The 22,400-nt window shown below is 69.0% G+C and carries 25 protein-coding genes; 17 read left to right on the plus strand and 8 right to left on the minus strand.

From position 1 onward, the window contains the following. The first annotated feature begins 1 nt into the window (after position 1). Together VAPA_RS22525 and trmL are read left to right on the plus strand one after the other, a co-directional pair. Positions 2–718, plus strand: a complete 717-nt coding sequence (locus VAPA_RS22525; RefSeq protein WP_021009076.1) for a ComF family protein — start codon at positions 2–4, stop codon at positions 716–718. Positions 719–747: 29 nt separating this feature from the next. Next, on the plus strand, positions 748–1,209 hold the full coding sequence (gene trmL, locus VAPA_RS22530) for a tRNA (uridine(34)/cytosine(34)/5-carboxymethylaminomethyluridine(34)-2'-O)-methyltransferase TrmL (protein WP_021009077.1): 462 nt from the start codon (positions 748–750) through the stop codon (positions 1,207–1,209). An 8-nt stretch (positions 1,210–1,217) separates the two neighbouring features. On the opposite strand, the gene VAPA_RS22535 is transcribed toward trmL, so the two are convergent. Both VAPA_RS22535 and VAPA_RS22540 read right to left on the minus strand, forming a co-directional pair. Beyond that, a complete protein-coding gene (locus VAPA_RS22535) occupies positions 1,218–1,688 on the minus strand; it encodes a MaoC family dehydratase (protein WP_041946201.1) in 471 nt (156 codons plus the stop codon). Between the two features lie 67 nt (positions 1,689–1,755). Continuing rightward, entirely contained in the window at positions 1,756–2,376 is a 621-nt protein-coding gene (locus VAPA_RS22540; RefSeq protein ID WP_021009079.1) for a ParA family protein, read from the minus strand. Positions 2,377–2,466: 90 nt separating this feature from the next. Here VAPA_RS22540 and kefF point away from each other — a divergent pair, with 90 nt between their 5' ends. Both kefF and kefC read left to right on the plus strand, forming a co-directional pair. After that, on the plus strand, positions 2,467–3,207 hold the full coding sequence (gene kefF / locus VAPA_RS22545; protein ID WP_021009080.1) for a glutathione-regulated potassium-efflux system oxidoreductase KefF: 741 nt from the start codon (positions 2,467–2,469) through the stop codon (positions 3,205–3,207). A gap of 2 nt (positions 3,208–3,209) precedes the next feature. Further along, positions 3,210–5,075, plus strand: a complete 1,866-nt coding sequence (gene kefC / locus VAPA_RS22550) for a glutathione-regulated potassium-efflux system protein KefC (protein ID WP_021009081.1) — start codon at positions 3,210–3,212, stop codon at positions 5,073–5,075. Here the strand turns inward: kefC and VAPA_RS22555 are convergent, their stop codons facing one another. Next, positions 5,076–5,942: an amidohydrolase family protein gene (locus VAPA_RS22555; protein ID WP_021009082.1), complete on the minus strand. Its 867-nt coding sequence runs from the start codon at positions 5,940–5,942 to the stop codon at positions 5,076–5,078. It lies immediately after the preceding gene. 104 nt (positions 5,943–6,046) lie between these two features. Between VAPA_RS22555 and VAPA_RS22560 the strand changes: the two genes are divergently transcribed. The 6 genes from VAPA_RS22560 to VAPA_RS22585 are packed head-to-tail and all read left to right on the plus strand — an operon-like array spanning position 6,047 to position 12,804. After that, on the plus strand, positions 6,047–6,820 hold the full coding sequence (locus VAPA_RS22560) for a crotonase/enoyl-CoA hydratase family protein (RefSeq protein WP_021009083.1): 774 nt from the start codon (positions 6,047–6,049) through the stop codon (positions 6,818–6,820). Continuing rightward, on the plus strand, positions 6,817–8,670 hold the full coding sequence (locus VAPA_RS22565) for a feruloyl-CoA synthase (protein ID WP_021009084.1): 1,854 nt from the start codon (positions 6,817–6,819) through the stop codon (positions 8,668–8,670). The genes VAPA_RS22560 and VAPA_RS22565 overlap by 4 nt, the downstream gene beginning before the upstream one ends. A 22-nt stretch (positions 8,671–8,692) precedes the next feature. Beyond that, positions 8,693–9,457: an SDR family NAD(P)-dependent oxidoreductase gene (locus VAPA_RS22570; RefSeq protein WP_021009085.1), complete on the plus strand. Its 765-nt coding sequence runs from the start codon at positions 8,693–8,695 to the stop codon at positions 9,455–9,457. A gap of 45 nt (positions 9,458–9,502) precedes the next feature. Further along, positions 9,503–10,492: a Bug family tripartite tricarboxylate transporter substrate binding protein gene (locus tag VAPA_RS22575; protein WP_021009086.1), complete on the plus strand. Its 990-nt coding sequence runs from the start codon at positions 9,503–9,505 to the stop codon at positions 10,490–10,492. 22 nt (positions 10,493–10,514) lie between these two features. After that, positions 10,515–12,272 carry an acyl-CoA dehydrogenase family protein gene (locus VAPA_RS22580; RefSeq protein WP_021009087.1) on the plus strand — a complete coding sequence of 586 codons (1,758 nt, stop codon included), beginning with the start codon at positions 10,515–10,517 and terminating at the stop codon, positions 12,270–12,272. Between the two features lie 40 nt (positions 12,273–12,312). Further along, positions 12,313–12,804, plus strand: a complete 492-nt coding sequence (locus VAPA_RS22585; protein WP_021009088.1) for a MarR family winged helix-turn-helix transcriptional regulator — start codon at positions 12,313–12,315, stop codon at positions 12,802–12,804. A gap of 15 nt (positions 12,805–12,819) precedes the next feature. Here the strand turns inward: VAPA_RS22585 and VAPA_RS22590 are convergent, their stop codons facing one another. After that, positions 12,820–13,482, minus strand: a complete 663-nt coding sequence (locus tag VAPA_RS22590) for a TetR/AcrR family transcriptional regulator (RefSeq protein WP_021009089.1) — start codon at positions 13,480–13,482, stop codon at positions 12,820–12,822. 127 nt (positions 13,483–13,609) lie between these two features. Here VAPA_RS22590 and VAPA_RS22595 point away from each other — a divergent pair, with 127 nt between their 5' ends. The 5 genes from VAPA_RS22595 to VAPA_RS22615 all read left to right on the plus strand — a co-directional run bounded on the left by VAPA_RS22595 (position 13,610) and on the right by VAPA_RS22615 (position 17,009). Further along, complete coding sequence (locus VAPA_RS22595; RefSeq protein ID WP_021009090.1) at positions 13,610–14,047, plus strand: VOC family protein; 438 nt, start codon at positions 13,610–13,612, stop codon at positions 14,045–14,047. A gap of 45 nt (positions 14,048–14,092) precedes the next feature. Continuing rightward, positions 14,093–14,620, plus strand: coding sequence for an SRPBCC family protein (locus tag VAPA_RS22600; protein ID WP_021009091.1), 528 nt, complete (start codon positions 14,093–14,095; stop codon positions 14,618–14,620). Between the two features lie 18 nt (positions 14,621–14,638). Further along, positions 14,639–15,058 carry a VOC family protein gene (locus VAPA_RS22605; protein WP_021009092.1) on the plus strand — a complete coding sequence of 140 codons (420 nt, stop codon included), beginning with the start codon at positions 14,639–14,641 and terminating at the stop codon, positions 15,056–15,058. Between the two features lie 36 nt (positions 15,059–15,094). Beyond that, positions 15,095–16,585, plus strand: a complete 1,491-nt coding sequence (locus VAPA_RS22610; RefSeq protein ID WP_021009093.1) for a DHA2 family efflux MFS transporter permease subunit — start codon at positions 15,095–15,097, stop codon at positions 16,583–16,585. A 64-nt stretch (positions 16,586–16,649) separates the two neighbouring features. Then, positions 16,650–17,009, plus strand: a complete 360-nt coding sequence (locus tag VAPA_RS22615) for a DUF1428 domain-containing protein (protein ID WP_021009094.1) — start codon at positions 16,650–16,652, stop codon at positions 17,007–17,009. Between the two features lie 15 nt (positions 17,010–17,024). Here the strand turns inward: VAPA_RS22615 and VAPA_RS22620 are convergent, their stop codons facing one another. After that, positions 17,025–17,783, minus strand: a complete 759-nt coding sequence (locus VAPA_RS22620) for a sulfite exporter TauE/SafE family protein (RefSeq protein WP_021009095.1) — start codon at positions 17,781–17,783, stop codon at positions 17,025–17,027. Between the two features lie 227 nt (positions 17,784–18,010). On the opposite strand from VAPA_RS22620, the gene VAPA_RS22625 reads away from it, so the two are divergent. Next, entirely contained in the window at positions 18,011–18,487 is a 477-nt protein-coding gene (locus VAPA_RS22625) for a DoxX family protein (RefSeq protein WP_021009096.1), read from the plus strand. A 12-nt stretch (positions 18,488–18,499) separates the two neighbouring features. Here the strand turns inward: VAPA_RS22625 and VAPA_RS22630 are convergent, their stop codons facing one another. After that, the gene (locus VAPA_RS22630) at positions 18,500–19,243 is read right to left on the minus strand and encodes a Crp/Fnr family transcriptional regulator (RefSeq protein WP_021009097.1); all 744 of its coding nucleotides are present in this window, start codon (positions 19,241–19,243) and stop codon (positions 18,500–18,502) included. A 30-nt stretch (positions 19,244–19,273) separates the two neighbouring features. On the opposite strand from VAPA_RS22630, the gene VAPA_RS22635 reads away from it, so the two are divergent. Further along, a complete protein-coding gene (locus VAPA_RS22635) occupies positions 19,274–20,917 on the plus strand; it encodes an adenylate/guanylate cyclase domain-containing protein (protein WP_021009098.1) in 1,644 nt (547 codons plus the stop codon). Between the two features lie 25 nt (positions 20,918–20,942). Here the strand turns inward: VAPA_RS22635 and rtcA are convergent, their stop codons facing one another. Together rtcA and VAPA_RS22645 are read right to left on the minus strand one after the other, a co-directional pair. Then, positions 20,943–21,980, minus strand: coding sequence for an RNA 3'-terminal phosphate cyclase (rtcA, locus tag VAPA_RS22640; protein WP_021009099.1), 1,038 nt, complete (start codon positions 21,978–21,980; stop codon positions 20,943–20,945). Further along, on the minus strand, positions 21,977–22,354 hold the full coding sequence (locus VAPA_RS22645) for a zinc-ribbon domain containing protein (RefSeq protein ID WP_021009100.1): 378 nt from the start codon (positions 22,352–22,354) through the stop codon (positions 21,977–21,979). The genes rtcA and VAPA_RS22645 overlap by 4 nt, the downstream gene beginning before the upstream one ends. Positions 22,355–22,400 lie beyond the last annotated feature (46 nt).

Raw genomic sequence — 22,400 nt, forward strand, 5'->3', positions numbered from 1 at the left:
CATGTTCAGCCGTTGGGCCGATCGGCCTTTGACCTCTCTGCTCGCACGGCTGCCCAGCCAGTGCGAGGTGTGCTGCGCATGGCCTTCCCGCCGCGTCTGCGATGCCTGCGTGGCCCGCTTCGCGCCGCCGGCCGCGCGCTGCGGCAGCTGCGCCCTGCCCGTGCCCGAGGGCGTGGCCCGATGCAGCGAATGCATGCGCGATCCGCCGCCGCTCGATGCCTGCTTCGCAGCCTGCACCTATGCGTGGCCATGGCCCGATTGCACCGCTCAATTCAAGTTTCGCGGCGAGGCCGGCTGGGCCGGGCCGCTCGCCACGCTGATGCGCAGCGTGCCGTGGGTGGAGCCGGCGCTGGAGCAATGCGACCGGGTGCTGCCCATGCCGATGGCACCGGCCCGGCTGCGCGAGCGCGGCTTCAACCAGGCGCTCGAACTGGCGCGCCAGCTGGCCGCCGCCAAGACCGACGCGACGCCGCTCCTGCGCACCCGCGAAACACCGGCGCAGAGCGGCCTCGCGCACGCCGAGCGTCTGCACAACCTGCGCGGCGCCTTCGCGGTGGAGCCCTTGCGCGCCCACGAGCTGCAAGGCCGGCGCGTGGTGCTGGTCGACGACGTGATGACCAGCGGCGCCTCGCTGTTCTCGGCCGCTGCGGCGCTGCGGCTGGCGGGCGCGGTGCATGTCACGGCCCTGGTGTTCGCGCGCACCGATCCGCCGCATTGAGCGGCCCGCGCCGCCGCGACAATCGGCGCATGTTCCATATCGTCCTGGTCCAGCCCGAAATCCCGCCGAACACGGGCAATGTGATCCGCCTTGCCGCCAACACCGGCTGCACGCTCCACCTGGTCGAGCCGCTGGGTTTCTCGATGGACGACCGCCTGCTGCGCCGCGCCGGGCTCGACTATCACGAATATGCCGAGGTGAAACGCCATGCCGGCTGGCAGGCGCTGCTCGATGCCGAGCGGCCGGCCGCCGAGCGCATGTTCGCGCTCACCACGCGCGGCACGCGCGCCGTGCACGACGTGCGCTTCCAGCCGGGCGACTGGCTGGTGTTCGGTTCGGAAACCAGCGGCCTGCCGCCCGCGGTGCGCGATGGCTTTGCCGAACCGCAGCGCCTGCGGCTGCCGATGCGCGAAGGGCAGCGCAGCCTGAATCTCTCGAACGCCGTGGCGGTGACCGTTTTCGAGGCCTGGCGCCAGAACGGGTTCGGCTGAGCCGCTTTTCAGCGGTAGCGGCGCACCACCGATTCGGCCACGCAGGCCGGCTTGGCCGCGCCTTCGAGCTCGATCGTGGTTTCCCAGGTCATCTGGATGCCGTCGTCGGCGATCGGCTCCGCCGTGAGCAGCTTCATGCGCGCCCGCAGCCGCTTGCCCACCGGCACGGGCGACATGAAGCGCACCCGGTTCAGCCCGTAGTTCACGCCCATGCGCGACTCGACCACCTCGAGCGCCGTCTCATAGAAGCGCGGCAGCAGCGACAGCGTCAGGAAGCCATGGGCAATCGGGCCGCCGAAGGGCCCGGCCTTGGCGCGCTCGACGTCGACATGGATCCACTGGTGGTCACCCGTGGCCTCGGCGAACTGGTTCACCTGCTCTTGCGTGATGGTGATCCAGTCGCTCACGGCAACTTCCTGGCCGACGCAGGCCGCAAGATCCTGAAGCGTCTGGAATGTCTTTATGGTCATGCGGGGCATTCTGGCGCCAAGGCCGGCGGCGCGGCTGTCGGGCTTGCGACAAGCAGGCTCAGGGAAAACCGGGGGCTCAGGCTTCCAGCCATTCGCAGATCGGCTGCCACTGCTCCAGGTCGCGCTGGACGCGCCCCGGCGCAATGTCGAACAGCGTGAGGCCGCGCGCCGCGAGCTGCACGTAGTTCTGCGTGTCGCGCAGTTCGCCCAGCACCGGCACGCCAAGGCCGGCGATGAACTCGTGCAGCCGGTCGGCCGCCAGGGTGCGGGCGTTCACGCGCATGCCCACGAGGCTGATCCTCGTCTTTTCGGCGCGGCGCTGCTCCATCAGCCGGTCGAGGAAATCGCGCGTGGCATAGATGTCGAAGATGCTCGGCTGCAGCGGCACGATCACCCGGTCGGCCAGCGCCAGCACCTCCTTGAAGCACCAGCCGTGCAGGCCGGCGGGCGTGTCGAGCACGGCATGCGTGGTGCCGCGCGGCGGCCGCACCACGGCGCTGTCGCCGGTGGCTTCCCAGGTGGCGATGGTCCGCGCCTGCGGCGGGCGCAGGCCCAGCCAGAGGCGCGACGACTGCTGGCGGTCCACGTCGCCCAGCATCACCGCATGGCCGCGGCTCGCAAAGTAGCCCGCGATGTTCGTCGCGATCGTCGACTTGCCCACGCCACCCTTGGGGTTGGCGACCAGAACCACCGGCATGAAGTTCTCCTCCAGAGCGGGAATAGGCCCGCATCGTAGTGCCTGTGCGCGAAGACTGGGGGAGAGCCAATCTTGCGCTATGTTCGCGGCATGACGACAACAACATCGGCCGCCGGCGACACCGGCGGCATCTACGTGCTCGCGGCCCATCCGCACTGGCGCGACTCGCGCGTGAACCGGCGCATGCTGGCCGCCGCGCGCGGCGTGCCGGGGGTGGACGTCAACGACCTCTACGGCAGCTACCCCGACTTCGCGATCGACGTCGAAGCCGAACAGGCCCGGCTCGCGAAGGCCAGCCTGGTGGTGCTGCTGCACCCGATCCAGTGGTATTCGATGCCGGCGCTGCAAAAGCTCTGGATCGACGACGTGCTCAGCTACGGATGGGCTTACGGGCCCGGCGGCACGGCCCTGCAGGGCAAGGACTTCTGGCTGGTCGCCACCACGGGAAGCCCCGAGGCGAGCTACCACCCCCAGAGCTACCACCGCCATTTCTTCGACGCCTTCCTGCCGCCCTACGAGCAGACCGCGGCGCTCTGCGGCATGCGCTTCCTGCCGCCGCTGGTCTTCCACGGCGCACGCGGCGCCGCCGAGGCCGAGGTGGCGGCGCACGTCGACGTGTTCACCCAGCGGCTCGGCAGCTACCCCCGATGGCCCGAGCTCGAGGAACTCGACACCTGCGTGGCCTGTCCCGTCCCCGAAACCGACCGCCCGGCCGAACCCGACGACATGGACAAGGTGGCGTCCGGCGCCTTCCACTCCGCGACGGCCCGGGGCCTTGCCTCCATGTCCGCCGCCAACGAAGAAAAGAACAACGAAGAAGGCCTGGCCTGAGCATGGAACACGCACCCGCCTGGCTGACCAACAGCCTGATCTACCTGGGCGCCGCCGTGCTGGTGGTGCCGCTTTCCAGGGCCCTGGGCCTGGGCTCCATCATCGGCTACCTCGTGGCCGGCATCGCCATCGGCCCGTGGGGGCTGGGGCTGGTCTCCAGCGTGGAAGACGTGCTGCACTTCGCCGAGTTCGGCGTGGTGCTGATGCTGTTCCTCGTGGGACTCGAACTCGAACCCAAGCGACTGTGGAACCTGCGCCGGCCGATCTTCGGCTGGGGCACCGCGCAGGTGCTGAGCTGCGCCGCGGTGCTGTTTGCCGTCGGCTGGGCCGTGGGCGCCGAATGGCGCGTGGCGTTGGTGGCCGCGCTGGGCCTGGCGCTTTCGTCCACGGCCATTGCGCTGCAGGTGTTCGGCGAACGCAACCTGCTCAGGACGCCGAGCGGCCAGGCGGGCTTCTCGATCCTGCTGTTCCAGGACGTCGCGGCCATCCCGATCCTGGCGCTGCTGCCGCTGCTGGCAGGCGCCACGGCGGCCGAACAGTCGCTCAGCGGGCTGGACCGCGCACTGGAAGCGCTGAAGATCGTCGGCGTGATCGCCGGCATCATCCTCGGCGGCCGGCTTGCCCTGCGCCCGCTGCTGCGCTGGATCGCGCGCAGCGACACGCCCGAGATCTTCACCGCCGCGGCGCTGCTGCTGGTGGTGGCCATCGCGGCGCTGATGCAGTTCGTGGGCCTGTCGATGGCGCTGGGCGCCTTCCTTGCCGGCGTGCTGCTGGCGGAAAGCGAATACCGGCGCGAGCTCGAAACCGACATCGAGCCGTTCAAGGGCCTGCTGCTGGGCCTGTTCTTCATCGCCGTGGGCATGTCGATCGACTTCGGCGTGCTGATTGCGAGCCCGGGGCTGATGGCGATGCTGGTGGTCGGCTTCATGGCCATCAAGCTGGCCGTGATCTACGCGCTGGCCAAGGCCATGGGCCTGGCCTACCAGGAGCGGCCGGTGTTCACGCTGCTGCTGGCGCAGGGCGGCGAGTTCGCGTTCGTGGTGTTCCAGGCCGCGGGGCCCGACGTGCTGCCGCCCGAGATCACCTCGCTCCTGATCGGCGCGGTGGCGCTGTCAATGCTGCTGTCGCCGCTGTTGCTGGTGCTGCTCGACAAGTTCGTGCTGCCGCGCTACAGCCGCAGCAACGGCCCGCAGCTCGAAGAAATTTCCGAGCAGCAGGATGCCAAGGTGCTGATCTGCGGCTTCGGCCGCTACGGCCAGATCGTCGGCCGCATGCTGATGTCGCAGGGCCTGCGCGTGACGGTGCTCGACCACGATGCCGACACCGTCGAAGGCCTGCGCCAGTTCGGTTTTCGCGTGTTCTATGGCGATGCGACGCGGCTCGACCTGCTGCGCACCGCGGGCGCCGGCACGGCCAAGGCCATCGTGGTGGCGGTGGACGACATCGAGCAGTCGCTCGAGATCGTCGACCTCGTGAAGGAGCACTTTTCGCAGGCACGCATCATCGCGCGGGCCCGCAACGTGACCCATCTCTTCCAGTTGCGCGACCGCGGCGTGACGGATGTCGAACGCGAGGTGTTCGAGTCGTCGCTGCGCAGCGCGCGCACCACGCTCGAGGCGCTGGGCTGGCCGGCGCACGAGGCGCGCGAGTCGGCCATGCGGTTCCGCCGCCGGAACATCAAGCTCAGCGACGAGATCTACCCGCACTACAAGGACCGCGCCAAGCTGATCGCGGCCAACAAGGCGGGCCGCCAGCAGTTCGAGGAACAGATGGCGCGCGAACGCGAGGAAAGGCAGCGCCGCTCGGGGCGCGACTGGGACCGGATCGGGGAGGAAGAGGAACGGAAGAAAGAAGAAGCTGACGGCTAGTCAGCCCTCCAGCTTCAGCAGCCTGACCGCATTGCCCTTCAGGATGCCCGGCATCACCTCGGGCTTGAAGCCGGCCGCCTCGAAGTCCTTCATCCAGCGGTCGGGCGTGATCAGCGGGTAGTCGCTGCCGAACAGGATGCGGTCCTTCAGCAGCGTGTTGGCGTACTGCACCAGCTGCTTCGGAAAGTACTTGGGGCTCCAGCCCGACAGGTCGATCCACACGTTGGGCTTGTGCGTAGCCACGCTCAGCGCTTCGTCCTGCCAGGGGAAGCTGGGGTGCGCCATCACGATCTGCATGTCGGGGAAGTCGATGGCCACGTCGTCCAGGTGCATCGGGTTGCTGTATTCCAGCCTGAGGCCGCCGCCGCAGCGCATGCCCGAGCCGATGCCGCTGTGGCCGGTGTGGAAGATGGCCGGCAGCTTGTGCTCGGCAATCACCTCGTAGATCGGCCAGGCCATCTTGTCGTAAGGGTGGAAAGCCTGCACCGTCGGGTGGAACTTGAAACCCTTCACGCCGTGCTCCTCGATCAGCCGACGCGCCTCGCGCGCACCCATCTTTCCCTTGTGCGGATCGATGCTGGCGAAGGCAATCATCATGTCGCTGTTCTGCTGCGCAGCCTCGGCGATTTCCTCGTTCGGAATGCGCCGGCGGCCCATGTTCGATTCGGCGTCGACCATGAACATCACCAAACCGATCTTGCGTTCACGGTAGTAGGCCACGCTCTCGGCAATGGTGGGCCGGCCGCTGGAGCCGAAGTACTTGTCGGCGGCGCGGTCGTATTCCTCGCCGTAGTTGTCGAACGGGTTCCAGCAGCTCACTTCGGCGTGGGTGTGGATGTCGATGGCGATCAGGTTCTGGTGGTCCATGTCGTTGTCTCCAGTACGGGTAAGTCCCTAGGAATCGGGGGGCTCAAGTGCCTTGAATTGATTATTTATCATAACCATAATCCAACTCACACTCGAATGCAATCATGACCAATCCCGACCTCCAACTCGACATCCGCGACGACGTGGCCATCGTCCGCCTGACGCGCGGCGCCAAGCGCAATGCGCTGTCGGACGGCCTGATCCTCGCGCTGCGCAACACCTTCGAGACGCTGCCTTCCACGGTGCGCGCCGCGGTGCTCGACGGCGAGGGCCCGCACTTCTGCGCCGGCCTCGACCTGAGCGAACTGAAAGAGCGCGACGCGGGCCAGGGCATGCAGCACTCGCGCCTGTGGCACGGCGCGCTCGAGCTGATCCAGCACGGCCCGGTGCCGGTGATCGCGGCGCTGCACGGCGCGGTGGTAGGCGGCGGCCTCGAGCTGGCGAGCGCCTGCCACATCCGCGTGGCCGACCGCAGCACCTTCTATGCGCTGCCCGAAGGTTCGCGCGGCATCTTCGTGGGCGGCGGCGGCTCGGTGCGCATTCCCAAGCTGATCGGCGTGGCCCGCATGACCGACATGATGATGACCGGCCGCGTCTACAACGCCGAGGACGGCGAGCGCGCCAACTTCGCGCAGTACCTGGTCGATGAAGGCACGGCCTTCGACAAGGCCTTCGAACTTGCCAGGCGCGTGGCCACCAATGCGCCGCTGACCAACTACGCGCTGATGCATGCGCTGCCGCGCATCGCCGAGCAGTCGGCCGACCACGGCTTCTTCACCGAGGCGCTGATGTCCGGCATCGTGCAGGCCGCGCCCGAAGCCAAGGAGCGCGTGCGCGATTTCCTCGAAGGCCGCGGCGCGAAGGTGAGCAAGGGATGACCACGATCCGATACCGTCCGCTGGCCTTCGGCGTCACGCGCGCCGTGCTGCGCGAAGGTGCGCCGGGCACGCAGTACCTGCGGGCCGAAACCCAGCTCGCGCCCTATCGCGACCGCATGACCGACCGCCTCGCGCACTGGGCCGAGCAGACGCCCGAGCGCACCTTCATCGCCCGCCGCGAACGCCTGGCCGACGGCAGCACCGGCGACTGGATTCGCGTGAGCTACGCCGAGGCGCTGCAGAAGGCGCGCGGCATCGGCCAGGCCCTGCTCGACCGCGGCCTGAGTGCGGAGCGCCCGGTCGCGATCCTGAGCGAGAACGGTATCGAACACGCCCTGATGGCCCTCGGCTGCCTCTATGCGGGCGTGCCGTATTGCCCGGTGTCGCCGCCCTACTCGGTGGTGAGCCAGGACTTCGAGAAACTGCGCCACGTGCTGGACACCCTCACGCCGGGCCTGGTGTTCGCAGCCGACGCCGCGCGCTACGGCCGTGCCATTGCAGCCGCCGTGTCCGCCGACACCGAAGTCGTGATCGCCGAAGGCGCGCCCGAAGGCCGCGCGGTCACAGCGTTCGATGCGCTGGCCGCCACGACCGCCACGCCCGCCATCGACGCCGCGATGCGCGCCACCGGCCCCGACACCATCACCAAGTTCCTCTTCACCTCGGGCTCCACCAAGATGCCCAAGGCGGTGATCAACACGCACCGCATGTGGTGCGCCAACCAGCAGCAGCTGCGCCAGTCGATTCCCGCCCTGGGCGAGGAGCCGCCGGTGCTGGTCGACTGGCTGCCCTGGAACCACACCTTCGGCGGCAACCACAACGTGGGCATCGTGCTGGACAACGGCGGCACGCTCTACATCGACGATGGCAAGCCCACGCCCGGCGGCATGGCCGAGACGCTGCGCAACCTGCGCGAGATCGCGCCCACCATCTACTTCAACGTGCCGACCGGCTTCGAGGCCATTGCGCACGCCATGGAAACCGACGCGGTGCTGCGCCGCAACCTGCTGTCGCGCGTGAAGATGTTCTTCTACTCGGGCGCCGCGCTCTCGCAGCCCGTGTGGGACAGCCTGCACAGAACGCAGGAGTCCGAAGTCGGCGAGCGCATCGTGATGGGCACGGGCCTCGGCATGACCGAGTCGGGCCCGTTCGCGCTCTACGTCACGGGGCCCGAGGTCAAGTCGGGCGACGTGGGCCTGCCCGCGGCCGGCATCGAGCTCAAGCTGATCGAGGTCGACGGCAAGACCGAGGTGCGCTACCGCGGCCCCAACATCACGCCCGGCTACTGGCGCGCGCCCGAGGCCACGGCCGAAGCCTTCGACGAAGAGGGCTTCTTCTCGACCGGCGATGCGGTGAAGTGGATCGACGACCAGAACATCCACCGCGGGCTGCGCTTCGACGGCCGCATCGCCGAAGACTTCAAGCTCGCCACCGGTACCTTCGTGAGCGTGGGCCCGCTGCGCGCGAAGATCATCGCGGCCGGCGCGCCCTATGTGCAGGACGCGGTGCTGACCGGCATCAACCTGAAGGAAGTCGGCGCGCTGGTCTTTCCGACGCAGAAGGTGCGGCAGCTGGCCGGCCTGCCCGAAGGCGCCGCCATGCAGCAGGTGCTCGAAAGCGCACCGGTGCAGGCGCACTTCCAGCAGGTGGCCAGCGCGCTGGCGGCCATGGGCACCGGCAGCGCCAACCGCATCGCTCGGCTGCACCTGATGGCCGAGCCGCCCTCCATCGACAAGGGCGAAGTGACCGACAAGGGCTCCATCAACCAGCGCGCCGTGCTCAAGCACCGCGCCGAGATCGTCGAGGCGCTGCATGCCGACACCCTGCCCTTCACCCTGAAGCCCCGCTGAACCATCCGAGGAGACACACACCATGAAGATCGAAGGACAAGCCGCACTCGTGACCGGCGGCGCATCGGGCCTGGGCGAAGCCACCGCGCGCGAACTCGCGCGCCTGGGCGCCAAGGTGGCCGTGCTCGACCGCAATGCAGAGCTCGCCGAGAAGGTGGCGGCCGAGATCGGCGGCGTCGCCTGCGCCTGCGACATCACCGACACCGACAGCGTCAATGCCGCGCTCGACAAGGCCGAGGCCGCGCACGGCACCGCGCGCATCCTGATGAACGTGGCCGGCATCGGCAGCGCCAAGCGCATCGTCGGCAAGGACGGCAATCCCGCACCGCTCGAAGACTTCGTGCGTGTGGTCAACATCAACCTGGTCGGCAGCTACAACATGGCGCGCCTCTTTGCCGCACGCTGCGCCAAGCTCGAGGCATTGGACAACGGCGAGAAGGGCGTGATGCTCTTCACCGCCTCCGTCGCGGCCTTCGACGGCCAGGTGGGCCAGCAGGCCTACAGCGCCTCCAAGGGCGGCCTGGTCGGCATGACGCTGCCGATGGCGCGCGACCTCGCGCAGCACGCGATCCGCGTGTGCACCGTGGCGCCGGGCCTCTTTGCCACGCCGCTCCTGATGGAGCTGCCCGAAGCCGTGCAGCAATCGCTGGCCGCATCGATCCCGTTTCCGCCGCGCCTGGGCAAGCCTTCGGAATTTGCCGAGCTGGCCTGCCATATCGTGACCAACGGTCATCTGAACGGCGAAGTGATCCGCCTCGACGGCGCCCTGCGCATGGCGCCGCGCTGATTTTCAGCCCCAGCAAACCGCCCCGGAAAACAAGGAGACAACACCATGACCAACAGACGCCAATTCGTGCAGGCACTCGGCGGCGCAGCCGCGCTCGGCGCCCTGCATCCGCTTGCCGCACTCGCCCAGGCCGTGCAGCAGGCCAAGATCTACTACGGCTTTCCGGCCGGCAGCGCGGGCGACAGCGTGGCGCGCCGGGTGGCCGAGAAGCTGGGCGACACGCCCTATTCGAAGATCAACGCGGTGGTCGAGAACAAGCCCGGCGCGGGCGGGCGCATTGCGCTCGACACGCTCAAGACTTCGCCGGCCGACGGCTCGGTGCTGTGCCTCGCGCAGGCCTCCGCGCTGTCGACCTACCCGCACATCTATACCAAGCTGAGCTACGGCATCGCCGATTTCGCGCCGGTTTCCATCGGCGCCGTGATGACGCACGGCCTGGCCGTCGGCCCGATGGTGCCGGCCAGCGTGAAGACGCTGAAGGACTACATCGCCTGGGCCAAGGCCAACCCCGGGCAGGCCAGCTACGGCTCGCCGGGCGCGGGCTCCACGCCGCACTTCCTGGGTGCGCTGCTGGGCCTGAACACCGGCACCGACCTGCGCCACGTTCCCTACCGCGGCTCGCTGCCGGCCATCAACGACGTGGTGGGCGGGCAGATCGCCTCGAGCATGACGCCCGTGGGCGACTACCTGCCTTTCGCCAAGGCCGGCAAGCTGCGCGTGCTCGCCACCTCGGGCGCACAGCGCGCGGCCTACCTGCCCGATGTGCCCACCTTCACCGAGCAGGGCTTCCCGGAAATCGTGGCCGACGAATGGTTCGGCTTCTTCGCGCCGGCGAAGACGCCCACCGCCGTCATCGCCGCCGCGAGCACCGCGATCCAGGCCGCGCTCAAGGACAAGGCCGTGGCCGAGGGCCTGCTGTCGGTCGGCCTGGTCGCCCACGGCTCCTCGCCCGAGGACATGAAGAAATCGCTCCAGTCCGAATACGAGCGCTGGGGCCCGCTGGTCAAGAAGATCGGCTTCACCGCCGAGTCCTGACACTGCCCCGCACGCACCACCAATGAACTACCGGCCCCGCCCCGAAGACAGCCGTTTCATCCTGAACGCAGTGCTCGATGCGCCGCCGAGGCTGCGCGCGCTGGCGCCCTTCGCAGAAGTCGACGAGGCGCTGCAGAGCCAGGTGCTCGAGGAGGCGGCGCGCTTCGTGGCCGAGGCGGTGGCGCCGTCGAACCGCGACGGCGACGAGATCGGCTGCCGCTTCGCCGACGGCGAGGTCGTCACGCCACCCGGGTTCCGCGAGGCTTACCAGGCCTTCGTCGATGGCGGCTGGCCCGGCTTGTCGGCCGCGACTGAAGACGGCGGCCAAGGGCTGCCGGCCGTGCTCGAAGCCATCCTCTACGAATGGCTGAGCGCGGCGAACCACGGCCTCACGATGGCGCCCGGCCTGCTGCACGGCGCCTATGCCTGCCTCAAGCACCACGGCAGCGACGAACTGAAGGCACGCTACCTCTCGAAGATCGCGACCGGCGAATGGCTTGCCACCATGTGCCTGACCGAAGCCCACGCGGGCAGCGACCTGGGCCAGGTGCGCACGCGCGCCGTGCCGCAGGCCGATGGCAGCCTGCGGGTGAACGGCGGCAAGATCTTCATTTCCGGCGGCGAACACGACCTGACGCCGAACATCGTGCACCTGGTGCTGTGCCGGATGCCCGATGCGCCCGCCGGTCCCAAGGGCCTGTCGCTGGCGCTCGTGCCGAAGGTGCTGCCCGACGGCGCGCGCAACGCGGTGCACTGCGAACGTATCGAAGAGAAGATGGGCCTGCACGGCAGCCCCACCTGCACGATGCGCTTCGACGGCGCCACCGGCTGGCTGGTCGGCGAGCCCGGCCGCGGCCTGGCCGCGATGTTCGTGATGATGAATTCGGCGCGCCTGCACGTGGCGTTGCAAGGTATCGGCCTGCTCGACGCGGCCTGGCAGAAGGCAGACGCCTATGCGGCAGAGCGCCGCCAGATGCGCGCCCCCGGCGCGGTGCCGGCAAGCCGGGGCGGCGAAGCGGCCGACCTGATCGCCGAGCATCCCGCCATCCGCCGAATTCTCGACACGCAGCGCGCCTGGATCGACGGCACACGCACCCTCGCCTACCGCAGCGCGCTCATGCTCGACATGGCCTCGCACGACGCCGATCCCAAGGCGCGCGAACGCGCGCAGCGCTGGTGCTCGCTGGTCACGCCCGTCCTGAAGGCCGCGTGCACGCACCAGGCCTTCCATGGCGCGAGCGAATGCCTGCAGGTGTTCGGCGGCCACGGCTACGTGCGCGAATGGGGCATCGAGCAGATCGTGCGCGACGCGCGCGTGACCATGATCTACGAGGGCACCAACGAGATCCAGGCCATCGACCTGCTGGTGCGCAAGGTGCTGCCCGACGGCGGCGCCGGGATGTCGGCCGTGCTGCTCGAACTGCGCGACGCGCTCGACGCCTCGCGCGAGGCCGATGCCGACGCGCAGCGCCGGCTCGCGCAGCTGCGCTACCTGGGCACCACCATCGCGATGGCCGCGCACGCCAACCCCGTGCTGCCGTACGAAGTGGCCGACGACTACCTGCGCGTGGTGATGCTCGCGATGATGGCCTGGGCCTGGGCGCGCATCGACGCGGCCGAGGCATCGGAGGCCGAGCGCGCCGCCAGGACAGGCCCGGCAGCGGCGTTCCGGCGCTGGGTGCTGCCCGAATTCGACATGCGGCTGGGCATCGTCAAGCGCGCCTGCGAGGGCATCGCCATGTCGCACGACGCCGCAAAAACTCCGGCATCCGCGAGCTAGCAGGCGACCGGCAAGGCCGGTCGCGGGTTACGCTTGCGCCATGCCTCGTCCATCCAAAAACAGTCCCGCAAAAGCAGAGCCGGCCACGGCTGCCAACGGCAAGCCCGACCGGCTCGATGCCCGGGTGCTGGAAGCCCTGGTCGGCTACAACGCACGCCGCGCCTGGCTGATCGTGAGCGGCGTGTTCGCCGAGCGCATGGCGCCGTACGGCCTCAAGCAGATCGACTTCTCGGTGCTGTCGCTGCTGGCGCACAACCCGGGCGCCACCTCGCGCCAGCTCTGCAACACGCTCGACATCCTGCCGCCCAACCTGGTGAGCCTGGTCGCCACGCTGGACAGCCGCGGGCTCATCGAGCGCCGCCCGCATCCGCACGATGGCCGCGCGGTGGGGCTGCACCTCACCGAAGCCGGCGAAAAGCTGATTCGCGAGGCCGAGCAGACCGTGACGCAGCTCGAGGCCGACGCCAGCGCCCGGCTCACGGTACGCGAGCGCGAAACGCTGATCCGGCTGCTGCAGAAGATCTATCTGTAGCCTCGGCCGCCCAGGCTAGAGCCCCCGCTCCACCATGTCGATCAGCCGCTGCCCCAGCGCGTGGCTCGACTGCGCATCCATGCCCTTGAGCGGTCCTTCGATGATCAGCAGCGCCAGGCCGTGCACGGCCGACCAGGCCAGGTATTCGGCGTTCGGGCGGTGCGAAGGGTCGAGCGCACCCGCTTCCACGAGCCGGTCGATCGCAGCGCCCAGCAGCTGGAACGGGTCCTTGCCGCTGGCCCCCGCCTTTCCCGGCCCCACCTCGCCTTCGGCGTCTTCCGACGACACCACGAAGGCGGTACGGAACAGGCCCGGCTCGGCCTGGGCAAAGCGCAGATAGGCCGTACCGATGGCCCGCACCTGCGCCCGCGCGAAGTCGGCGGGCGGCTGGTCGCAGGGCAGCACCGCCAGCTCTTTTTCCATGGCCCCGGCCGCCGCCGACAGCGCGGCCGCGCGCACCGCCAGCAGCAGCTCCCGCCGGCTCGCGAAATGGCGGTACGCCGCATTGGGCACCACCCCCGCGCGCCGCGTCACCTCGCGCAGCGCCACAGCATCAGGGCCGCCATCACGGGCCAGTTCGATGCCCGCATCGAGCAGCGCGCGGCGCAGGTCGCCGTGGCGGTACGTGCTGCGGGCCGCGGGCGGGCTGGGGGCTGGCGGGACGATGCGGGGGCTCATCAGGAATCTCCATGTGGACAGTGTCCATTATGTCTGCTATTCTTTGTGGACGGTGTACACAAACTTAGTTATTCCGTATGCGCGCAGGTCTCTGCGCATCCTTTCATCCTCAGTCCAAGGAAACGCCATGAAAGTCCAGTCCTATCTGTCCTTCGAAGGCCGCTGCGACGAAGCGCTCGCGTTCTACAAGAAGGCGCTCGGCGCCGAAGTCGTGCAGCTCATGCGCTACAGCGAGGCGCCCGAAATGCCGCCCTCGTCCGATGCCGACGCCAGCTGCGGCGGCGGCGCGCCGGCGGCCGACAAGGTGATGCACGCGGTGGTGCGCATCGGCGAAACCGAGCTGATGGCCTCCGACGGCCGGTGCTCGGGCCAGCCGGAGTTCAAGGGCGTCATGCTGGCCCTCACCGCCGCCACCGACGCCCAGGCGCGCCAGTGGTTCGATGCGCTGGCCGATGGCGGCCAGGTGATGCAGCCGCTCACGCCGACCTTCTTCAGCTCCAGCTTCGGCATGCTCGCGGACCGCTTCGGCGTGGGCTGGCTGCTGGTGGTGCACGCCGGCCAGTAATCCATCATCAATCGCGACGGTCCGCCCCCCGCTCCAGGAACCCTCATGCTCAAGAAAATCGCCCTCGCCGTCGTCGCGCTGATCGCGATCGTGCTCATCTACGCCGCCGTCCGGCCCGGCAGCTTTCGCGTCGAGCGCACGGCGCGCATCGCGGCGCCGGCCGAGAAGATCTTTCCGCTGATCAACGACTTCCACCGCTGGGGCGAGTGGTCGCCCTACGAGAAGCTGGACCCGGCCATGAAGCGCACTTTCGGCGGCGCACCGGCCGGCCAGGGCGCGACCTACGCGTGGGAGGGCAACGACAAGGCGGGCGCGGGCCGCATGGAAATCGCCGAGTCCACGCCGGCTTCGAAGATCGCGATCCGGCTCGATTTCATCAAGCCCTTCGAAGCTCGCAACATGGCCGAGTTCACGCTGCAGCCAGAGGACGGCGCGACACAGGTGACCTGGGCCATGCACGGCCCGAGCCCCTACATCGCAAAGCTCATGGGCATCTTCTTCAACATGGACCAGATGATCGGCAAGGACTTCGAAACCGGCCTTGCCAACCTCAAGACGGCCTCCGAAAAGTAACCACCGAAAGGAAACACCATGTCTCCCATCCACGCCTACCTCACGTTCGACGGCAACGCGGCCGAGGCCATGCGCTTTTATGAAAAGACGCTCGGCGGCACCATGCAGATGATGATGACCGTCGGCGAAGCGCCCGGTACCGAGCAGATGCCCGCCGACGCCAAGAGGCGCATCATGCATGCGTCCCTGGCCTACGGCGACGGCATGCTGATGGCCTCCGACACCGTGCCCGGCCAGACCTACGAAGGCATGAAAGGCTTCGGCGTTGCGCTGACCCTCGAGACCGTCGCCGAAGCGCGCCGCGTGTTCGACGCCTTTGCCGAGGGTGGCACCGTCTCCATGCCTTTCGACAAGACCTTCTGGGTCGAGGGCTTCGGCATGGTGACCGACCGCTTCGGCACGCCGTGGCTCATCAACGGCGGCAAGCCGCTGGTCTGAATCCACCTCACTCGCAATTTGCAGGAATCGCTCTTCATGACCGACACACTCGACAACAACCGAAAGCGCTGGCTCGCATTGATGGTGCTGTGCCTCGGCGTGCTGATGATCGTGCTCGACACCACGATCGTGAACGTGGCGCTGCCCTCGATCCGCACCGACCTCGGCTTCACCGAGACCTCGCTGGTCTGGGTGGTGAATGCCTACATGCTGACCTTCGGCGGCTTCCTGCTGCTGGGCGGGCGGCTGGGCGACCTGTACGGCCACCGCAGGCTTTTCCTGATCGGCCTCGTGCTGTTCACGCTGGCCTCGCTGGCCTGCGGCCTCGCCAACTCTCAGGCCCTGCTGGTCGCGGCGCGCGCGGTGCAGGGGCTGGGCGGCGCGGTGGTCTCGGCGGTGGCGCTCTCGCTGATCATGAACATCTTCACCGAGCCGGCCGACCGCGCCAAGGCGATGGGCGTCTATGGCTTCGTCTGCGCGGGCGGCGGCAGCATCGGCGTGCTGCTGGGCGGGCTGCTCACGAGCACGCTGAGCTGGCACTGGATCTTCCTGGTGAACCTGCCGATCGGCGTGGCGGTGTATGCGCTGTGCATTGCGCTGCTGCCCTCCGCGCGCGGCCATGCCCATGGCGAAAAGCTCGACGTGGCCGGCGCGGTGGCGGTGACGCTGTCGCTGATGCTCGCGGTGTATGCCATCGTCAACGGCAACGAGGCCGGCTGGCAGTCGGCGCAGACGCTCGGCCTGCTGGGTGCGGCAGTGGTGCTGATGGTGCTCTTCATCGCCATCGAGGCCCGGGTGCAGCATCCGCTGATGCCGCTGGGCCTGTTCCGGCTGCGCAGCGTTTCGGTCTCCAACGTGGTGGGCGTGCTGTGGGCGGCGGCCATGTTCGCGTGGTTCTTCATTTCCGCGCTCTACATGCAGCTGGTGCTGGGCTACACGCCGATGCAGATCGGCCTGGCGTTCCTGCCGGCCAACCTGATCATGGCGGTGTTCTCGCTGGGCATCTCGGCCAGGCTGGTGATGCGCTTCGGCATCCGCAGGCCGCTGTCCGTGGGGCTCTGGCTGGCGGCCATCGGGCTCGCGCTGTTCGCGCGAGCGCCGGTGAACGGCAGCTTCGTGGTCGACGTGCTGCCGGGCATGCTGCTGCTCGGCCTCGGCGCGGGCATGGCGCTGAATCCGCTGCTGCTCGCGGCCATGAGCGAGGTGAGTCCGACCGAGTCGGGTCTGGCCTCGGGCGTGGTCAACACGGCCTTCATGATGGGCGGGGCGCTGGGCCTGGCGGTGCTGGCCAGCGCCGCCGTTGCGCGCACCGCGTCGATGGAGGCGGCCGGCGCAACGCTTGCCCTCGCGCTCACCGGCGGCTACAACCTCGCGTTCCTCATCGGGGCGGTCTTCGCGGCCGTGGCGGGGCTGCTCGGGGCCGTGCTGCTTCGCACCGCATCGCCAGGGTCCACCCAGAACAACAAAGACAACAACAAGGGGGCCGCGGCATCCGCAGGCACGGCCAACCGTGCAGCGGCGTCCTGAGGGCCCGCCCGGCCGGCGGCCCCTTTTTCTTTCCTTTCTTCCGTTTCTTTCAAGGAGACTTCCAATGGCTCGCTATGTCGATGGCTTCATCGTTCCCATTCCCTCGAACAACATCGAGGCCTACCGCAAGCTGGCGCGCAAGGCGGGCAAGATCTGGATGGAATACGGCGCACTCGAATACGTGGAGTGCGTGGCCGACGACGTGAAGCCCGGCAAGCTCACTTCGTTTCCGCAGAGCGTGAAACAGAAGGCCGACGAAACCGTGGCGTTCTCGTGGATCATCTACAAGTCGCGCAAGCACCGCGACGCGGTCAACGCCAAGGTGATGGCCGACCCGCGCCTTGCCGCGATGGACCCCAAGACCTTGCCCTTCGATGGGAAGCGGATGATCTTCGGCGGGTTCAAGTCGATCGTCGAGTTCTGACCTGAGACCCCGGCCTCAGGCGAAGAATCCGTCGTAGACGAGCTTGAGGCCGGTCAGCAGCATGCCCAGGTACACGAAGCGATAGAACCACGTCGCATCGATGCGCCGGGCAATGCGAATGCCCACCCACACGCCGAGCGGCGCCAGGGGCATCAGCGCCAGCGAAGTGGCCAGCGTGCGCAGGTCGATCAGGCCGAGCCATGCGTAGGGGATCCACTTGCTCAAATTCACCACGAAGAAGAAGTACGCCATGGTGGCGGTAAACACCACCGGCTTGAGCCGCAGCGGAATCACGTAGGCATTGATCGGCGGCCCGCCGGCATGCGCAATGAAGCTCGTGAACCCCGAGACCGCGGTGAGCGCCGCACCCACGGCGCGCGAGGGCAGCGGGTCGTCCGGCTTGGGCGGAAACACCAGCCGCTGCGCCAGGAACAGCAGCGTGAACACGCCGACGATGCCCGCCACGGTGTGGGCCGAGAGCGTGCGGAAAAGCAGCGTGCCGATCACCGTGCCGAGCAGCCCGAAGGGAATCAGGAACTTGAGCAGCGCGCGGTCGAAGTCATTGCGGAAGGCGGCCAGGCCGAGCAGGTCCATCAACAGCAGCAGCGGCATCAGGATGGCCGCGGCCTGCGGCACGGTGACCGCCAGCGCCATCAGCGGCACCGCCAATGACCCGAAGCCGGCGCCGAAGCCGCTCTTGCTGATGCCCAGCAGCAGCACGGCGGGAACGGCAACCGCATAGAAATGCGGATCGGTGATGAGGGGAAAGACCATGGGGAAGGAAACGGCGCAGAAAAAAGCCCGCCGAGTCGGCTGGCGGGCAGTGCGAGCGTAGCAGGATGGCGCGGGCCCTGCAGGCGCCGCGGCACGGCACTTACGCGGCCATGGGCCATCTTCGGAAACTGTGCGTAAACGCACATACCGGCAGGCGGCGGCTCCGCACACTGCAAGTACAACCGCCGCACCCCGCGGCGGCCCTCCCATTTTTTTCAGGATCCGCCATGAACACCCAGGCCGTAGCCGCCAACTCCGCGCGTGCGCCGATCGCACCTTCGCAGGCTTCCTCCGTCTCCCCCGCCACGCTGGACGATTCCGGCAAGCTGCTGCTGCGCGTGGCGATCGGCGTGCTCGTGCTGCTGCACGGCATTTTCAAGATCTCCGCCGGCGTGGGCTTCGTGAGCGCGATGCTGGTGAAGGCCGGCCTGCCGGGCGGGCTGGCCTACCTGGTGTACGTGGGCGAGATCGTGGCGCCGCTGCTCATGATCGCCGGCTTCTGGACCCGCGCCGCCGCCGGCGTGGTCGTCATCAACATGCTCGCAGCCTTTGGCCTGGTGCACATGGCCGACCTGTTCGCCCTGACCAAGCAGGGCGGCTGGGCGCTCGAGCTGCAAGGCCTGTACCTGTTCGGCGCGCTGGCAGTGGTGCTGCTGGGCGCGGGCCGCTTCAGCCTCGGCGGTCTGCGCGGCCGCTGGAACTGAGCCTCCGCCGGCTCAGCCGGCGTCGCCTCGTACCTGTGAAACCATCGCCTCGAGCCGGGCGACGTCGGCCACCAGCAGGGCCTTGCCCTCTTTCTGCAACACGCCGCTGCGCGCCAGCACGTTGAGCTCGCGGGTCACCTGCTCGCGGTTGGTGCTGATCTGGCTCGCCAGCGCCGCATGCCTGGGCGCCGGCTCCAGCCGCGCCTGGTTGTACGCCACGCCCGCGGTTCGCGCGAGGCGCAGCAACTCGGCATGCAGCCGGTTCTGGACCCCCAGCGTGCTCAGGTCGATCACGCGCTCCGACAGCTGGCGCACCAATGACGCCAGCCGCTGCATCACCCGCTCGGCCACCAGCGGCTCCTCGCGCAGCAGGCCCAGGAAGGCGGCGCGGTCGAGGCTGGCAAGCACGCTGGGCAGCAGCGTGACCACGTCGGCCGAACGCGGCCCGCCGTCGATGGCGGCAATGTCGCCGAAGTGCTCGCCGGCTTCCGAATCCCTGAAAGTCACCTGCCGCCCATTGGCCGCATAAGTGGTCACGCGGACCCGGCCCGAAACCAGCATGAACACCTCGCCCTGCTGCTCGGCGCGCAGCAGCAGGGGTTTACCGGCCTCGACGCTGTGCCACAGGCATTGCTGCGCGAGCAGGTCGAGCCGCTGGTCTGAAAGGCCTTCGAAAAGCGCGATGCGGCGCAGCGCGAGGCTGGAACGGGGGGTGCTTGAAGTTGGGGCCATGCCGGTGGGTAGGGGCGCGCGCATTATGCTCGGGTGCCCCCTTCGAAGCCCTTCATGGACAGACGCTCTCCACCCATCGCCCTGCTGCCGCGATCGCCGACCCGGCGCAACCTCCGATGGACGAGCGGGCTGGTGCTGATGGCCTATGTCACGGCGCACCTGCTGAACCATTCGCTGGGCATCGCCTCCTTCGCGGCGGCCGAGTCGGTGCTGCGCGGCGTGCAGGTCTTCTGGCACAGCCTGCCGGGCACGCTGCTGCTGTATGGTGCGGCCAGCGTGCACCTGGCGCTGGCCGTGGCCGCGCTGTGGGAGCGCCGCACGCTGCGCATGCCGCCGCTCGAGGGCCTGCGCGTGCTGCTGGGCTTTGTGCTGCCGCTGCTGCTGGCCACCCACCTGACCGCCATGCGCGGCGCCTACCTCGCCTACGGCATCGAGGGTTCCTACGTCCGCGTGGTCTCGGGCCTGTGGAGCCTGCCGGGCGCCGGCGCGCAGTTCACGATGCTGCTTGCGGCCTGGACCCATGGCTGCCTCGGCATCCACTTCGCGCTGCGGGCGCGGCCGGCCTACCGCCGCTTTTCCTATCTGCTGCTGGCCATTGCCGTCGTGCTGCCGCTCGCGGCGATGATGGGTTTCGTCTCGATGGGGCGCGAGTTCCAGTGGACCGGCGTGCCGCCTGCGGCGCTGCCAACCCCGGCCGAGGGCCGTGCGCTCGACACGGCGGAAGGCCGCATCAAGCTCTTCTACGCGCTCGGCCTGGCCGCCCTGCTGGCGGCGTACGGGGCGCGCAACTGGTTCGCGCGCCGCGCGCGCGGGCTGTCGATCGCGCTGCGCTACCCCGGCCGCACGGTGCACGTGCCGCGCGGCTGGAGCGTGCTGGAGGCGAGCCGCTCGCACGGCATCGCCCATCTCTCGGTGTGCGGCGGCCGGGCACGCTGCTCGACCTGCCGCGTGCGCGTGCTCGGCCCCGCACAGCACACGGACCCGCCCGACCGCGACGAGCAGCGAACGCTCGAGCGCGTGCGCGCACCGGGCGGTGTGCGGCTGGCCTGCCAGCTGCGCCCGCGAGGCGACATTGAGGTCATCCCGCTGTTCGCGCCGGCAAGCCACGGAAGGCAGCCGGCGCCGGCCAGCAGCTTCGGCCGCGAGCGCGACGTGGCCATCTTGTTCGTGGACCTGCGGCGCTGGTCGGGGCTGTCGGAAGGGCAATGGCCCTTCGACCTGGCCTATGTGCTCGACCGCTACTTCGCCACCGTGGGCGCCGCGGTGCGCGAATGCGGCGGCGTGCCGAACCAGTTCATCGGCGACAGCGTGATGGCGATCTTCGGGCTCGACACCGACCTGCCCACTGCCTGCCGGCAGGCGCTGCGCGCGACCGAACTCATCGGCCAGCGCATGGATGCGTGGAGCGAAGGCTTCGAAGCCCAGTTCGGCCAGCCGCTGGACTTCGGCATGGGCCTGCACGCCGGACGCGCGGCGGTGGGTGAAGTGGGCTACCTCGACACGACCACCTTCACCGCGATCGGCGAAGTGGTCAACACCGCGAGCCGGCTTCAGGACCATTCCAAGACGGCCGCATCGCGCCTGGTGGTCTCGGTGTATGCCGCGCAGCAGGCCGGCTTCGCGCATGCGGGGGGACAGGTCGAAATGCTGGCCGTGCGCGGCCGCTCCGAGCCGCTTGCGGTGATCTGCTCCGAGTAGCAGCCGTCGGCAAACGCGGTGCGCTTCAGGCCGGCGCCACCTTCACGGTGGCCGCACCGGGCGCTTGCGTGATGGCGTAGCGCACCGGCAGGAAGCGTTCGATCACCGCGCAGTTGGTACGCGTGTGCTCGGTCACTTCGCTGCAGGTGAAGGTGCCGCCGCGGCCGCTTCGCCATGCCGCCAGCCCCTGCAGCAGGGCCAGTTGATCGGCAAGGTGCGGCCCCACGGCCGCCTGGCTGTTCTGGAATTCGCGCAGCTCCTTCACCAGCCCGTGCGCCACCTGCTCGGCGCTCAGCGACTTTTCGCCGAAGGCCGTGAAGACCTCGGTGACCTGCTCGTACGCCAGCGTGGCAAGCAGCGCGTTGCCGGGCCCCTCGTTCTGGCGCGCCGTTCCGGTGCGCAGCTGCTCGCCGGACCATCCCATGGCCTTGCCCAGCGTTTCCAGCTCGCGCGTGGCGACGTGGCGCGCAAGCCCCGGCGCCAGGCACTCCGCATGGCCCGACAGGAGCGCGCCGCGGGTCGCCAGATCGAAAGGCCGCAGCCCAGCGGCGGCCGGCACGATGGTCGCTTCGACCTCGCCGCCGCCGGCGGGATAGAAACCGCAGCGGCGCAGCACCAGCTGCAGGTCCGCGCCCAGGCGGCGCACCAGCGGCGCAAAGGCGCGTTCCAGAAAATGGAAGGGTGGCGCCATCGGGTTGTGTGTTCCGCCGCTCAGATGCAGATGGCTCGGCGCATCGGCCAGCAGCAGCGGCGGCAGCACCGTCTGCAGGACCAGCATGCAGCTGCCCGCACTGGCAATCGCGAAGCGGTAGTCGCCCGCGCGCACCGGCCCGGGCACGAAGCGCAGCGACTGCGAACCGAGCTCGGCCCCTTCCACCTGCGCGCCGCTGATCCGGGCTGCGGCATTCACGCACGCCAGGTGCTGGCGCATCAGGCCCGGCTTGACGCGGCCCGCGCGAATCTTCTCGATGGCCACGGGCTGGCCCGTAGCCACCGACAGGGCCAGGCTGGTGCGCAGGATCTGCCCGCCGCCCTCGCCTTGCGAACCGTCGAGCTCGATCATGCGCGGCCTCCTTCCTGCGCCGCGGCCGCGCCGGAGCGCAGAAGCGCGCGCCTTGCGAGCCGGCAGGCACGGCAGCGCACCGCCGTGCTGTTGATGTTTCCCAGCGCCACCTCGTACCACCACTTCTGCTGCTTTGCCGTCCACACTTCGCCGACACCGCAGTCGCGGCAAGTGAAAGCCTTGTCCACATAGAACGTGGGCAGCAGCCCGTAGGTATTGTTGTGCGCGGCCAGCAGCGCCGTATCGGCGACCACCAGGCCGGCACCAGCCACCGGCCGCTCGCCGGCGGACAGCCGTTGTTCGGCCACCCTGCGCGCGGCGCGTTCGAGCCGATGTGCCTTGATTTCGGCGCGGCGTTGCTTGTTGCTTTTCATGGCCCCTCTTCTTCTTCCTCAATGCCAGGCCGCGGGCAATCGCCCG

Origin of the sequence: Variovorax paradoxus B4 (genome assembly GCF_000463015.1) — a bacterium.
GTDB classification, from domain to species: Bacteria; Pseudomonadota; Gammaproteobacteria; order Burkholderiales; family Burkholderiaceae_C; genus Variovorax; species Variovorax paradoxus_E.